The sequence below is a fragment of the Streptococcus sanguinis genome, assembly GCF_019928825.1.
In the GTDB taxonomy this organism is placed as follows: Bacteria; Bacillota; Bacilli; order Lactobacillales; family Streptococcaceae; genus Streptococcus; species Streptococcus sanguinis_L.
On sequence record NZ_JAHZOP010000001.1, the window covers coordinates 1 to 14,026 of the forward strand.

The 14,026-nt window shown below is 36.6% G+C and carries 10 protein-coding genes, 1 pseudogene and 1 other annotated feature; all 11 genes and pseudogenes read left to right on the forward strand.

What is annotated here, in order from left to right; all coding sequences use genetic code 11:
• Positions 1-1,020, forward strand: a pseudogene (locus K1J09_RS00005) (hypothetical protein); the annotation flags it as partial.
• 86 nt (positions 1,021-1,106) lie between these two features.
• Positions 1,107-3,242, forward strand: coding sequence for a peptidase domain-containing ABC transporter (locus K1J09_RS00010; protein ID WP_049547694.1), 2,136 nt, complete (start codon positions 1,107-1,109; stop codon positions 3,240-3,242).
• A gap of 1 nt (position 3,243) precedes the next feature.
• Complete coding sequence (locus K1J09_RS00015) at positions 3,244-4,353, forward strand: HlyD family efflux transporter periplasmic adaptor subunit (RefSeq protein ID WP_049547695.1); 1,110 nt, start codon at positions 3,244-3,246, stop codon at positions 4,351-4,353.
• 267 nt (positions 4,354-4,620) lie between these two features.
• Positions 4,621-4,962, forward strand: a complete 342-nt coding sequence (locus K1J09_RS00020) for a hypothetical protein (protein ID WP_049547696.1) — start codon at positions 4,621-4,623, stop codon at positions 4,960-4,962.
• Between the two features lie 106 nt (positions 4,963-5,068).
• The gene (locus tag K1J09_RS00025; protein WP_049547697.1) at positions 5,069-5,692 is read left to right on the forward strand and encodes a hypothetical protein; all 624 of its coding nucleotides are present in this window, start codon (positions 5,069-5,071) and stop codon (positions 5,690-5,692) included.
• A 110-nt stretch (positions 5,693-5,802) separates the two neighbouring features.
• Positions 5,803-5,938 (forward strand) — a sequence feature (ribosomal protein L10 leader region).
• A 37-nt stretch (positions 5,939-5,975) separates the two neighbouring features.
• Positions 5,976-6,476: a 50S ribosomal protein L10 gene (rplJ, locus tag K1J09_RS00030; protein ID WP_002895572.1), complete on the forward strand. Its 501-nt coding sequence runs from the start codon at positions 5,976-5,978 to the stop codon at positions 6,474-6,476.
• A gap of 73 nt (positions 6,477-6,549) precedes the next feature.
• Positions 6,550-6,918, forward strand: coding sequence for a 50S ribosomal protein L7/L12 (gene rplL / locus K1J09_RS00035; protein ID WP_002895571.1), 369 nt, complete (start codon positions 6,550-6,552; stop codon positions 6,916-6,918).
• 141 nt (positions 6,919-7,059) lie between these two features.
• Entirely contained in the window at positions 7,060-9,516 is a 2,457-nt protein-coding gene (locus K1J09_RS00040; protein WP_223322791.1) for a dynamin family protein, read from the forward strand.
• A 27-nt stretch (positions 9,517-9,543) separates the two neighbouring features.
• Complete coding sequence (locus K1J09_RS00045; protein ID WP_223322790.1) at positions 9,544-12,999, forward strand: ATP-binding protein; 3,456 nt, start codon at positions 9,544-9,546, stop codon at positions 12,997-12,999.
• Positions 12,996-13,571, forward strand: coding sequence for an HNH/ENDO VII family nuclease (locus tag K1J09_RS00050; RefSeq protein WP_223322788.1), 576 nt, complete (start codon positions 12,996-12,998; stop codon positions 13,569-13,571). The genes K1J09_RS00045 and K1J09_RS00050 overlap by 4 nt, the downstream gene beginning before the upstream one ends.
• Entirely contained in the window at positions 13,571-13,975 is a 405-nt protein-coding gene (locus tag K1J09_RS00055) for an SMI1/KNR4 family protein (protein ID WP_002900415.1), read from the forward strand. The genes K1J09_RS00050 and K1J09_RS00055 overlap by 1 nt, the downstream gene beginning before the upstream one ends.
• Positions 13,976-14,026 lie beyond the last annotated feature (51 nt).

Here is a 14,026-nt window from a genome sequence, read left to right on the forward strand (position 1 = left end):
GATACCTATATCTTCGATTTAGGTCATGGCCAGGATACCATTAGCGATTCCGAAGGCCTAAGCACCATTCGCTTTGGAGCTGGAATTTCATTGGCAGACTTGCAGGTAAGTCATCCCGTTAATGATAATTGGACGGCCGTATTGACCAATACCAAGACTGGCGACAGTATCACATTTAGTGACTTCCGTTACTCAGCATCTTACCGCAATCTGAAACTGGTCTTTTCGGACGGTACAGAGCTAGGTGTGAGTGATGAAGGCAGTCCGTTCCGTACACTCTATGGTACATCTGAGAGCGAGTATTTGAGTTCTCCGATTAACAACTTGACTATTTATGCTGGTGCTGGTAATGATACACTCAATGGATCATCAGGTTCAGATAAGCTCTATGGTGACGAAGGTAATGATCTTCTAGAGGGCGGTTCTGGCAATGATCTTCTAGAGGGCGGTTCTGGCAATGATAAGCTCTATGGAGGTGCTGGTGATGATACCTATATCTTCGATTTAGGTCATGGCCAGGATACCATTAGCGATTCCGAAGGCCTAAGCACCATTCGCTTTGGGGAAGGGATTAGTCCAGAGAATCTGAAGCTTGCTAAAAGCGATAACTGGAATTTATCTCTGACACAGGGTGATGATCAGCTTATTTTGAACAACTATTTTTATAGCAGCTCTTATAGAAATGTTCACTTGGAATTCTCGGATAAACGTACGGCAACCGTTAACGATCAGTTAATGACTCTTGATGTGAAGGCTGCACCAGTTAGTGAATCAGTTGTTACGCCTGCTGTTCAAGCGCAGACACTAGAAACTCTTGTAAACGATGTGGCTTCAAGCAATCCAGTCACGGATACGAGTCGGTTACCCCAAGCAAGTACAACGGAAATACGGGCAGTGACTCAATCTCAACTACTAGTTCAGGAAGTATCTGCTCTGCCAAGCGAAAATACTGTATCGGCTGTTAATTCAGCTGTTAATACAAATACGAATCTATTTACAGAGCAACTAACAGTACAATAGTACAACAAGAGAAATTAGGGACGATTTTGTTCCCTAGTTTCTTGTTTTTTAGAAGATAGAAAATGAGAGAGGATTAAGAAAAAGAAATGAATTATGAACACCTGTCTACTTATTCGGCAGTGGAATGTTTTTTGATTATGTCACAATTTTTAGGAGTGCAGGCAAGTGAGGAAGATTTAAAACAAATAGCTGCCAATAGTTCCTTTAATGAGTCAATTCCTTTTATGTTGGAAGCAGCAAAACACTACCAACTTAAAGGGAAATATGTTGTCTTACCGATGAAAGATTTGGTCAAAAAAGCAGGAAGTATGGTTCCCTTTATAGCTCAAGACAGGGAGGGGAGTTACTTTATTATTGCAAGATTTCAGGAAGAGGAAGTTTTGCTTCTCTATCCAGGAGAGTCCAGTCCTCATTTACTATCGCTAGAAAAGTTGAAAGAAAAATGGGATGGCTCTGCTATTCTCCTGACTAAAAAAGGATCCTTAAGAAGAAGCGATTCACTTTTTAGTTTTAAGTGGTTTATTCCGACGGTATTGCGTTTTAAGACAGCCTTTATCCAAGTATTGCTGGGGATTTTTGTTATTCAGATTTTGGGAATTTCAACCCCCATTATGGTTCAGGTCATTATTGACAAGGTTCTGTCTCATCATAGCTTGTCCACTTTGACCGTCATCGCCATTGGGATTGGTCTAGTATATATTTTTGAGCTGATTCTGTCTTTGGCTAAGAACTATTTATTTACCCATACGACCAACCGTATTGATGTACTATTAAATGCACGCTTGTTTAAACATTTATTTGCTCTGCCACTGCGCTATTTTGAGGCCAGAAGAGCAGGAGAGACGGTTGCAAGAGTTCAGGAGCTACACCATATTCGGCAATTTTTGACAGGAACACCTCTATCATCTCTGATTGATGCGTTTTTCATCCTAGTCTATGTAGCGGTTCTATTTTTCTATAGCGTTCCTCTGACATGGCTGGTGTTGGCATCTATTCCCTGTTTTGCACTTCTGTCAGCCATTGTGACCCCCCTCTTTAAAAAAAGTTTGGATGAGCAATTCCAAGCAGGTGCAGAGACCAGTTCCTTTTTGGTGGAGTCTATTCAGGGGGTACAGACAGTCAAGTCCTTTGCTTTGGAATCGAAATTTGAGCAGAAGTGGGGAGACCTTCAGGCGGATTATGTCAAGGCCAACTATCGAACAGCCATGATTGCCTCCAATTCAGGAGCGGTTGGACAATTTATTCAGAAAGCGTTTGATCTTTTGATTCTTGTTTTTGGTGCTTTAGCTGTAATTGATGGTAAATTTACCATTGGGCAATTAGTTGCTTTTAGAATGTTATCTAGCCATATCAGTGGTCCTGTACTTCGTTTAGTTCAGCTTTGGCAAGAGTATCAACAAGCATCCTTATCAGTAACTCGTATTGGTGATATTTTTAACTCTCCAACTGAACTACGCCCAAATGGCTTGGTTGAATTGCCAACTTTAGAAGGGAAGATAGTTTTTGATCACGTTCGTTTTCGATACCGTTCAGATGCTTCGGATGTTATTAAAGATATGAGCTTTACTATTCCGGCTGGTAGCATTGTTGGAGTAGTTGGTCGGAGCGGTTCAGGTAAAAGTACCTTATCCAAGCTCATTCAACGACTTTATATCCCAGAGGCTGGGAAAATCTCTATTGACGGTTTAGACCTGTCTTTGGTTAATCCAGAGCAGTTGAGACGGCAGATTGGCATTGTTTTGCAGGAAAACTTTATGTTTAACGGTACAGTGCGGGAAAATATATCTATTCATTTGCCTCTGGCAACTATGGATGAGGTTGTAGCTGCCGCTAAGACAGCAGGAGCGCATGACTTTATTCTAGCTCTTCCTCAAGGATATGATACCGTTATTGGTGAGAAAGGCCTGGGTTTGTCTGGGGGGCAGAAACAACGCGTTGCCATTGCTCGCGCTATTTTAGGTAATCCTAAAATTTTGATTTTTGATGAAGCGACCTCAGCTCTGGATTATGAGTCAGAACGAATTATCCAAGATAATCTAAAGACTATTTGTCAAGGACGTACGGTGCTTATTATTGCTCATAGGCTTTCTACATTGGCTGAAGCTGAAAAAATATTAGTAGTTGATGAAGGAAATGTGGTGTCTTATGATAGCCATGAACGACTTCTTGAAGAAGATGGGCTATACGCACATCTCTATCGCCAACAGGAAAGGGTGGGATAATATGGATATGAATAAAAATGCTCCCTTAACCGACTATTTACGAAAATATAGGCAGCAAAAAGATAGGACACTAAAATATGACTTTATGCCATCGTTGTTAGAGATTGTTGAGCGACCTGCGCATATTGCGGGGAAATGGATTATAATTTTAATTAGTCTTTTATTGCTCGTAGTCTTGCTTTGGGTTTCTTTATCAAGAATTGATGTGGTTGTTGTTGGAACGGGAGAAATAGTGCCTGCGGAACGGGTGCAGTCAGTTTCTAGTTTAACTAATGGCATAGTTAAGTCTATGAACGTCAAGGAGGGTGACCAAGTTGAAAAGGGAACAACCATATTAGAACTAGATGATGCAGTAACCAAACAAAATGTCGGACAATTAGAAAACAGCCTCACCGAAATCAACGCTTCCATTGCAGTAATTCAAAAATATCAGGCTGATAAAAATGTCTCTATTCAATTATCAGATTATGATTCTTCGGCTCAGAATGCTGTTCAGAGTTTGATATCTGAAAACAATCTTTATCGTCAGCAATTATCACAAGCTGATGCTAACTTAGTAACTGCACAGTATGATACTAGTCTTGCTCAAAAAATGGCAACTTTGACGGAAAATAAACGACAAACCGAGACGGATCTAGCTCAGCAACATTATATTTTAGAACATCTAGCAATTAAAGCTCCTTCAACAGGTCAAATTGCTAGTCTATCTGTTAGTTATATTGGACAGAATGTTAGTTCAGAAAATCCAATAGTAACAATTCTACCTAGTAAATCAGAGTTGATATTTGAAGCACAAGTATCTGATAAGGATCGTGCAGATATTCAAAAAGATATGGAAGCAGTTGTAAAACTACAAGCTTATCCTTATTCTGATTATGGGACGATACCTGGCAAAGTGACTTATATAAGTCCGACAGCTTTTCAAGTAAAAGGGAAAGGAATGGTATACATAGTCAGAATCTCAGTTGATAAAAAGAAACTTCATAAAGGAGTGAGCTTGATTTCAGGCTTATCTGGCACTATTGAAATTAAAACTAGTAGCAGGAGCGTATTGGATTATTTTCTAGACCCTATTCGGGATGGCTTAAATGGTAGTCTGAAGGAAAAATAGTTTCAGAAACCATTTGATCAATTTTAGTAATGCAGCCTTAGGGCTGTATTTTTTTGAAAAAACATTTAAATTTCACACTTTAAAGGTCTAATTCAAACAAAGAAGTCAATTCCATTCAGTTCTCTAATACTCCTTTGAATAACTTTCTAGTCTCTTCTTCAATGTATTCATTGGCTATCGTTCTCTAATATCTAAGCAAAACAGTTGACAGAACTATCGAAGTTTGTTAAATTAATTTGGTATATTATGCAATCAAAAGGAGATGTTATGAATGAGATTAGTATTCAGTCACCAGATGGAACCAAAGTTAAAACCTTGTCACCATCCTACTCTATTACAACGTTACTTTTTAGTTTTTTTGTCCCACTTTTTCGAAAGGACTGGAAATACTTTGGTATTATTTTAGGTTCTTTCTGCGCTTTGCTAGTTATTGCTGTGCTTTTCATTCCAGAAGATTTGTTAAAGCCAACTGGAACAGCCTTTAATTTCTTTTGGACTTTTTTCTATAATCGTTTTTGGATAAAAGATCGTGTTTTCAATGATGGATGGCTGCCTGCCGATGAAGAAAGCAGAAATCTACTTAAAAAGACTTTTCCTAATATGCCATAAAACTACTGGAATAAATTTTTTCTATGATAAACAAAGTTACATACTCAAGAGGAGGAATGCGATATAAAAGGCGATAAAGAATTGAGTTTAGGAGGAGCTGGGGGAAATGGGAAAAAGGATTAAGATTTCTCCGCTAAAAGCTAGAATTTTGATGATGGTCAGTCCAATGTTTTGCGCTATCTTCTTTGGTTTGGGTTCGTGTAGTTTTATTGATCATACATTAAAAGTAGGATTATCATTTTGGCTAGATATGATTCGTGAAGATTTTATGTTGGTTCTTTCCTTTATTTGGTTCAATATGAGTTTAGTCAAGTCTATCTATAGAATGATAAAAAATAATCTTTTGTTAAACAGTAATATTCAGGAATTGAGAGATTGTTATCCTGAGCTTGAGGAGGACTGGCAAAATCTTAATGATGCGGACTACCTTGACAAAGATTTGCAAGTTTTGGTTTATGGCGATCATCTCATTTGTTACAGGACATTTGATATTGCCTACCTGCCAGAATGTTCTAAGATAGATGCATTTATGAAGATGTATCGTTTAGGTAGTCGTTATAAGGTGAGACGAGTTCATTTTTCTGCATGGTATCTTGATGGCAGTGAATTTGAACTCCGTACAAATGAGTTGCGAAAGTTTATTGGAATGAATCAGAAAGCTCGTAAAGATGCCTTATTTGATTATTTAAGAGAGAACTTTGATTATATTGAACTCGAAACTTTCGACTAAGGGAAAGAAGTAGATATCAGTCAAGTAAGAGATTTGCGGGATAGAAATATTAAATTCAAAAAGATTGCTTAAAAGACTTGCAATCTTTTTTTTCTTTTGCTATAATTATCAATGGTTTGAAAAAACTGCCTAAGACAGTAGGGGAGCTTGACTCATAAAGATCCTACCGAGGACAAAACGTATCATGTAAAAAGAAGCGTATTGTACTTTCGTGTCTAGGTTTGGGCGCGTTTTTCTTTTGGAAAATTCCCCAAGCAAAATAATTACGGAGGTGAAACACTAAATGAGTGAAGCTATTATTGCTAAAAAAGCGGAACTGGTTGACGCAGTTGCTGAAAAAATGAAAGCTGCTGCATCTATCGTCGTTGTTGACGCTCGTGGTTTGACTGTTGAGCAAGATACCGTTCTTCGTCGTGAGCTTCGTGGAAGCGAAGTTGAGTACAAAGTTATCAAAAACTCAATCTTGCGTCGTGCAGCTGAAAAAGCTGGACTTGAAGACTTGGCATCTGTTTTTGTTGGACCATCTGCAGTAGCATTTTCTAACGAAGATGTTGTTGCTCCAGCGAAAATCTTGAACGACTTTGCTAAGAACGCTGATGCACTTGAAATCAAAGGTGGTGCAATTGAAGGCGCTGTCGCATCAAAAGAAGAGATTCTTGCACTTGCAACTCTTCCAAACCGCGAAGGACTTCTTTCTATGCTCCTTTCTGTACTTCAAGCGCCAGTTCGCAACGTTGCACTTGCTGTCAAAGCAGTTGCAGAAAACAAAGAAGACGCAGCTTAATCTTAAGCTACGCAGCGTAGCCTAGCTACGAAAAAAATATTATAAATTTAAAAATTATTTGGAGGAAATAACAATGGCATTGAACATTGAAAACATTATTGCTGAAATTAAAGAAGCTTCAATCCTTGAATTGAACGACCTTGTAAAAGCTATCGAAGAAGAATTTGGTGTAACTGCAGCTGCTCCTGTAGCTGTAGCTGCTGCTGGTGCTGGTGAAGCTGCCGCTGCTAAAGATTCGTTTGACGTTGAATTGACTGCAGCTGGCGACAAGAAAGTCGGCGTTATCAAAGTTGTACGCGAAATCACTGGTCTTGGCCTTAAAGAAGCTAAAGAACTTGTTGATGGTGCACCAAACGTTATCAAAGAAGGCGTTGCTGCAGCAGAAGCTGAAGAACTTAAAGCTAAATTGGAAGAAGCAGGCGCTTCAGTTACTCTTAAATAATAGAGTTTCCAATCATAGAAATCAACCAAGTCGAAAGACTTGGTTTTTTTGTATCCCAAAATCATTTTTATGTTAAAACGCTAACAAAAAATAGGATTGTATGATATAATTTAGACAGATTATTGCGATTTAGGAGATATTATGAATAAGATAAAAATCATCAGCAATCCTTATGAAAAAAGGGTTTTATTTGAGCGTTGGAATAATCAGCTGAATTCATGGACATTTATTGACGAAGATAGTAATTCTAATAGCAAACTGATTAGTAGTGAGTATCAAATTGGATTTTTTCCTTTTAAAGTTTATGAGATTATAAATCAAATAATTACTGAATATTCTAATCCCGATGATGTATTGTCTATCTGTTTTTCAGGTAGTGACGATGAGTATCAAGAACTAGAACGTTTGATTACGGATATTAAGTTTGAGAATATTCAACTCGAAAAATCAGAAAATTATCTAGAAAATGCTAGAGATGTTTTGCCTGAAATAAATCGGATTTTTCAAAAATTAGATCCTTTAATAACAAAAAACATTGAGGATGAGAGTGGTGAGATACAGCAACAATTAAAGAGGTTTTCAGATGCTTCTAATGACATTGTCCCTATATGTGTTCTAGGGACTTATAGTGCTGGTAAATCAACTTTTATTAATTCATTAATTGGTTGCGAACTACTACCTAGTGCAGAAACACCTGTTACGGCGAAAGTCTACAAATTATCTTCTACTCCTCATAAGGATAGAGCAAGTATTCGAATTTCTTTTAAAGAAAAAGAAGCTAGAATCTTATTTCGAGATAATGAACTAGTTGTGCATGGCCTAGAAGATGGAGAAGAATTATTAGCTTCAATTAATGAGGTTTTGGATGAAGAGAAACCAACTTCAATTATTGAAAAAGTACGTTTTGTTTTGGAAGAATTAAATGATGTTTCTGATTCTGAATTAGGTGATCTAATTGAAATTGAGATTCCTTTTAGCAGAAGTGCTCTAGATGATATAAATTATAAAATTGCTATTTTTGATACTCCAGGTTCAAATTCTTCTACTAATCTCCAACATTCGGATGTTCTGGATAAGGCCATGAAAGGGATGTCTAACGGTCTTCCTATTTTTGTGACAGATAGCAGTTCGATGGACAGTACAGATAACGATAATTTAAAAGATAAGTTAAAGAAAGTTGCAGGTTTAGACAGTCGTTTTACTATGATTGTAGTGAATAAAGCAGAAACTGCAGATATTAGCTTGAGAAGATTTAAAAAAGAATCTTTTAAACAAAAAATTATGAATCAATCAATACCGCGCGAACTGTATGGTCAAGGGATATTTTATGTTTCATCCATACTTGGTTTAGGGGCTAAACTGGATGGGAATCTTAAGGGAGAATTCTACTCGGAATTATTCGATACCTACAAAGCTAAGTATTCAGATCCAGAAAACGATTATTACAAGAGATTATTTGATTTTAATATTCTCCCTAGGCAGATGATTTCTTCAATGGTTGAGACTGCAGAATCAAATTCTAATATAATCTATGCTAATAGTGGATTATTAACAATTGAAGATACAATCAAGAGTTTTGTAAATAAATATTCGCATTATGATAAGTGTCAGCAAGCTAGGGATACTTTGAATCAATTGATTGGTATTACTGATAAAGAAATCGAAGAGAAAAATCAGGAATTGGGTAGTCGCAAGGTAGAGTTACAGAATAAACTTGATTCTCAAAAATCTGAAATTCTTGAAACAATTGATAAAAGCATATCTCATGAAAGGGAAGACTATACTAGCCGATATCCTGAGGAAATGCTGAGTTATTTACAAAGTTTGACCCAGAATTTGAAAAAGGAAAGAGCAGAATCTCTGTATAAGGATTCCTATGAACGTATAGATCTTGAATATCCTGAAGTGATTGTTGATGATATTCATTCAGGATCAGATGCCTTTTCAAAATTGAAAGGACATATAGATAATTATATGTTAGGTGAAGATAGACGAAGAAAGCTTGAAGAACAGGCTTCAACAGAAGTTCTTAATGTTATCAAGCAAGAGTTCAGTGAAAATTTGGTTATGGCAAAGGAGCATTTCAACCTATTTTCAAAAGAATTTTGGCTTAATGCCACATCTGATGTTCGAAAAGAATTGGAGAAGGTTATTTCAGGTGATTTGGATCTTCAGCCAGAGAAAAGAAAAGCTATTTCGGAAATCATTATTTCTTACGAAGAAATTGATTTTAATCAATTTGATTTAGGCAAATTTAATAGAGATGAATTAAGTTACATTTTTAGAATTGGTGACTATCGACTAAAATCAAATAAGATTAATATTTCAGGTCTTACTAATACTTATAATAAAGAGTTTAAAGCTAAATTGACTGAATTTAGTGAGAGTATTCGCTCAGAACACGAACGGAAGTTTAACAATTGGATGCAGGATTTGGGAAGTCTTATCAAAAGCAATATTATTGAATTTAGTCCGGAACTGAAGGAACTGGATCAGAGAATTCAAAAGGTTATTAAAGAAATTTACAGTCTTGAAGAACAGCAAAAGCAGATTAAAACTTATGTAAATGAAATCAAGCAGATGATATCTTGGAAATAAGTGGAGATGTAGTTCGAGGGAAAAGTTATGGGAATAAAAAATTTAATCAATAAGGCTGGAGCTAAAGCTGCAGACAAATTAGCAAAATTATCTGCCTTGAGTCCAGAGCAGCTAAAGGCTGTCGAGGAGCAAAAGGAAAAATATCTTGCAGATCAACCAGATATTAGTGATGAGGAATTGACTAGCAGGCTATTGGCATCGTGTGGTGTTGAGGTGTTCAACTCCTATTTGGAACAAATAAAGGAACTGTATGTTCCTTTGGAAAATACAGCTGAATTTAACGATGATTTTAATCCGTCTTACAATATCCGCTATTTTAATATAACGAAATGGGTTACAGATAAGCGAGAAAACAGTCTAGAAAAATTAGTAAATGTCTATGAAGTACTTTCTAATGAACGCTGCAATATTGCTCTAGTCTTTCATCGTACAGAGAATGATACGAAAGTCTATCTAGCAGTAATTAACACTGAGAATGCCAATGATAATGTCAATGTTGAGAATTATAAAAAGCGACTTCTAGAAGCTATAAAAGGAAATTTTCCTGGTTCAACAGTCAAAGAAGAGATTGGTCGCGGGCGTATACCTTGCTTGAATAATCAAAAATCATACTCTGTAGCAACAGTATCTAACCTTCCAACTGCGAAATCTGAAAAATTTATTAGCCAAACAATTGAAAAATTGATTGATGGTATCATTCCTGAAGGACCTAGTCAAGATTATAGCTTGATTCTTTTGGCGAGTCCGATTCAGGATGTAGAAAATCGCAAGTTGCGGCTTTCTGAATTATATTCTGCTTTAGCTCCTTTCGAGAAATGGCAGACTAGCTACACTTTCACTGAATCTGACGCAACGACTTCCATGGCAACTTTCGGAGTTAATATTGGAGCTAGTGCTGGGATTCAGCATGGCCAAAGTCAATCGACTAATCAATCCCAAGGGAAGACACAATCTAGCGGAGATTCAACGACAGATTCAAGTGGTCAGACTGACGGAACTAACAGTAGTCATACTAGTGGTAGCAACAAAGGTTCATCAGATACTGTTGGAGCAGGAGTAAATTATAGTCAAAACTCTGGAGTTACTGTTGGTTCATCCAATGTAGCCAGTGCAAGCTTTGGGAATAATATAGGAGTCTCTACTCAATATAACCGTTCTTGGAATAGAGGTACTTCTGTTTCCGATTCAACTGGTAAAACCTTCGCTAAGACAGTAGTAAAAGCTGTTACTAAAACTGCTGGTAGAGCTATCTCCGAAACTTTGGGAAAGACTGCGGGAGTTTCTCGAGCGGTCAATTTTGGTTCCAACATCGGAGCAAATTTTGCTCGTGCCTCAAATGTAACAGCTACGGTTGGTAAGAATGAAGGAATTAATCAGTTCTTTATGAACCACAATATTCATCATGCATTATCGGTTTTGGATGAGCAGATGAAACGATTTGAAAAAGGAACTGCTCTAGGCATGTGGGAGTTTGCTGCTTATGTACTTAGCGAAGACCAAAATATCGCTAATAATGTCGCTCATACTTACCTAGCTCTGACTCAGGGAGAAGAGTCCTATATGAGTAAATCATCCGTTAATCTGTGGCGTGGTGATATGGGAGAGAGTAGTGCCGATACTCGAGAAATTGTTCACTATTTGAGGGATTTGCGACATCCAATATTTGCATTGAATCCTAGTGTTTTAGAAAACGATGAAACTTATTATGTCTATCCATCTTTGATTACTCCGACAGTTCCTCTGTCCGGTCAAGAATTAGCTTATTCTTTGAATTTTCCTCAAAAATCTATTCCAGGTCTGCCTATTATAGAATGTACAGAATTTGGTCGAAATATTGTTTCTTATGATTTGGATGATAAATCTGAGCAAAACATCCGATTAGGAAATATTTTTCATATGAACCGCGAGGAAAGAGTTTCGGTAGATTTATCTTTGAATTCTTTAACGTCCCATGCTTTTATAACAGGAAGCACAGGATCTGGTAAGAGTAATACTATTTACCAGCTTTTAAGCGAAGCAAGGGAAAATAATGTCAAATTTCTTGTTGTAGAGCCTGCAAAAGGGGAATATAAACATGTCTTTGGCCAGGAAAAGGATGTAGCAATATATGGCACGAATCCGAAATTAACACCTTTGCTCAGATTGAACCCTTTTAGTTTTTCTAAGGAAATTCATATTTTAGAACATCTGGATCGTTTAATTGAAATTTTCAATGTATGTTGGCCTATGTATGCTGCTATGCCAGCGGTCTTAAAAAAAGCAGTTGAAAAGTCGTACATAGATTGTGGATGGGACTTAATTCAATCAAGAAATTCTTATGGTACAATTTATCCAACATTTGGAGATGTTGCTGAAAATATAAAAGAAATTATTGACTCAAGTGAGTACGATAGCGAAAATAAAGGCGCTTATAAAGGTTCTTTATTGACTAGAATTGAATCTTTAACAAATGGTATAAATGGAATCATTTTTTCTCAAGATGAACTATCTGAGCAGCAATTATTTGATTCAAATGTGATTATAGACCTAAGTCGGATTGGTTCTAGTGAGACTAAATCATTATTAATGGGAATATTAGTCTTGAAATTGCAAGAATATAGAATGTCTCAAGCAGAGATGAATTCTTCGCTTCGTCACCTAACCGTCTTGGAAGAAGCTCATAATCTATTGAAAAGAACTTCAACTGAACAGTCTTCAGAATCAAGCAATCTTCTTGGAAAAAGTGTTGAAATGCTCGCTAATGCTATTGCAGAAATGCGTACTTATGGAGAAGGGTTTATTATAGCTGATCAAGCACCAGGACTTCTAGATTTATCTGTTATTCGTAATACCAATACTAAAATTATAATGCGTCTTCCTGATTTCTCTGACCGAGAGCTGGTTGGTAGATCTGCAAATCTAAATGATGACCAAATTTTGGAATTAGCGAAATTACCCAAAGGTGTTGCAGCTGTTTATCAAAATGAATGGATTCAGCCGGTCTTGTGCAAGGTAGAGAAATATGATAATAGTCTCGAAAGTTATCAATATAGTCAAGAATCACTAAATGAATCAAAATCTTATTCAGATGTTTATTTGAAAATCAGTAAATTTTTGACTGGAAATGAAAAGATAGAGAATATAGATATTGAAAAACTAAGAGATGATTTGTTTGGAGCTCCTATCAGTGGTAAATCTATTCATAAAATTTTAGGGTATCTTGATGAGCAGATTTACGAGGTGAAGATGCTTCAGGTTGCTCCAATTATTTCGGAGTTTTATCCGAGTCTTTTAGAAAAGGCGCGAGAAGTAAATCAAAAGTGTAAGGATAAAAGAACTATTACCTATGAAGTCGTTAATGAGTTTAATAGGCTGGTAGATGGACCAATTACTCAGCAAGAGCGATTAAATATTATTCAAGCAATTTTGACACAGCTATATGTTCATGAGCTAAATAATAATGCTAGTTTAGAAGAGTGGAAACAAAAGGGAGGTTTATTGTGAGTATCGAAAAAATGAATCAATCTGATTTAAAAGAGAGTATGACGAAAATAGAAAATGAGCCCTCTTCTTTTAATCCTAATCAAAGGTTGGAAGTAAGTAGGGAATCTGAATTAAAAGGTGAAGAGTCAGCTCTTCACGAAAAAACTCCGCTTAACCAGCACGATAAGCAAGAGCTAAAAACTGAGACAGGGTGGTCAGAGAGTATTGTTGATAATATCCGCTGGAAAGAAGAGGCGGCTGTTTATAAAGGATTAAATGTAATCGAAAAAGATGTAAATGGCCGAGCCTGTTTTCAAAGGACTGATATTGACTATAAGATAAAGGATGAATTCGGAAAAACTAATAAAGAGCGTATGCTTGAAGGAAAAGCTCCACTAATGAATGGTAAGCCAGTTGAGCTTCACCACATAGGACAGAAACAAGATTCACCTTTAGCTGAATTAACTCATAATGAGCATAAGGGGAATTACAGACTATTACACGAAGTACCTCCACAAACATCACAGATTGATAGAAGTGCCTTTGCAAAAGAAAAAGCAAATTATTGGAAAATGAGAGGAGAGGAAATATAATGTCAAAAATTAGCGATGAATTGAAACTGGTCTCAGGACTAGAAGCTACCAAAGGTGCGAACGATGAACAAATTTTAAAGGCTCAAAACGAGCTTACAATAAAATTTTCTACAGACTATATTGATTATTTAAGAGAGTTCGGAGTAGTAAATTTCTTTGGGACAGAATGGCAGGGTTTGAACGGACCAGAATATCTTAATGTTGTAAAATCAACGCTTGAGGCACGTGAAACATATCCGGATTTTCCAGTAAATATGTATATTTTGGAAGATTTGGGATTTGATGGAATATTAATTTTGTTGGATACTAACGGTTCTGTCTTTGAATGGCAATATGGCTCATGTAAAAAGCTTTATTCCAATATGTCTGAATACTTAAAGGAGTGTGTTGCAAGAAAAGAGTAGATTTTTTTGATACTTCAATTATTTAGAGGGATAAAGGCGCTATATTTTAAA

Bases quoted from the DNA above. Each gene is read 5' to 3' on its own strand.
- K1J09_RS00010 (WP_049547694.1), top strand. From the start codon at position 1,107: ATGAATTATGAACACCTGTCTACTTATTCGGCAGTGGAATGTTTTTTG.
- K1J09_RS00015 (WP_049547695.1), top strand. From the start codon at position 3,244: ATGGATATGAATAAAAATGCTCCCTTAACCGACTATTTACGAAAATAT.
- K1J09_RS00020 (WP_049547696.1), top strand. From the start codon at position 4,621: ATGAATGAGATTAGTATTCAGTCACCAGATGGAACCAAAGTTAAAACC.
- K1J09_RS00025 (WP_049547697.1), top strand. From the start codon at position 5,069: ATGGGAAAAAGGATTAAGATTTCTCCGCTAAAAGCTAGAATTTTGATG.
- rplJ (WP_002895572.1), top strand. From the start codon at position 5,976: ATGAGTGAAGCTATTATTGCTAAAAAAGCGGAACTGGTTGACGCAGTT.
- rplL (WP_002895571.1), top strand. From the start codon at position 6,550: ATGGCATTGAACATTGAAAACATTATTGCTGAAATTAAAGAAGCTTCA.
- K1J09_RS00040 (WP_223322791.1), top strand. From the start codon at position 7,060: ATGAATAAGATAAAAATCATCAGCAATCCTTATGAAAAAAGGGTTTTA.
- K1J09_RS00045 (WP_223322790.1), top strand. From the start codon at position 9,544: ATGGGAATAAAAAATTTAATCAATAAGGCTGGAGCTAAAGCTGCAGAC.
- K1J09_RS00055 (WP_002900415.1), top strand. From the start codon at position 13,571: ATGTCAAAAATTAGCGATGAATTGAAACTGGTCTCAGGACTAGAAGCT.